The sequence below is a fragment of the Klenkia sp. AC732 genome, assembly GCF_979256525.1.
Window position 1 is genome coordinate 1 of sequence record NZ_CEEDOS010000114.1, and the last position, 273, is coordinate 273.

1 pseudogene is annotated in these 273 nt (G+C 74.4%); it reads left to right on the top strand.

The features are described from left to right. Positions 1-273: pseudogene (locus AC0IVP_RS21910) on the top strand (cytochrome P450); the annotation flags it as partial.

Here is a 273-nt window from a genome sequence, read left to right on the forward strand (position 1 = left end):
AGCGCGCCGGTGGACCTGTTCACCGGGATGGCCGAGCAGCTGCCGGTCGGCCTCGGGCACGCCCAGCAGCTCGGCGATGACGGCGACCGGCAGCTGCTCCGGCCCTGGTCCAACGCGATCGTGAAGATGTACGAGTACGGCCGCACCACCGAGGTCGAGGACGCCGCGGTCTCCGCGGCCGCCGAGTTCGTCGAGTACCTGCGCGGGCTGGCCGCCGAGCGGCGCCGCGTCCCGGGCGGTGACCAGGTGGGTGAGCAGGTCGTCGCCGGGGAC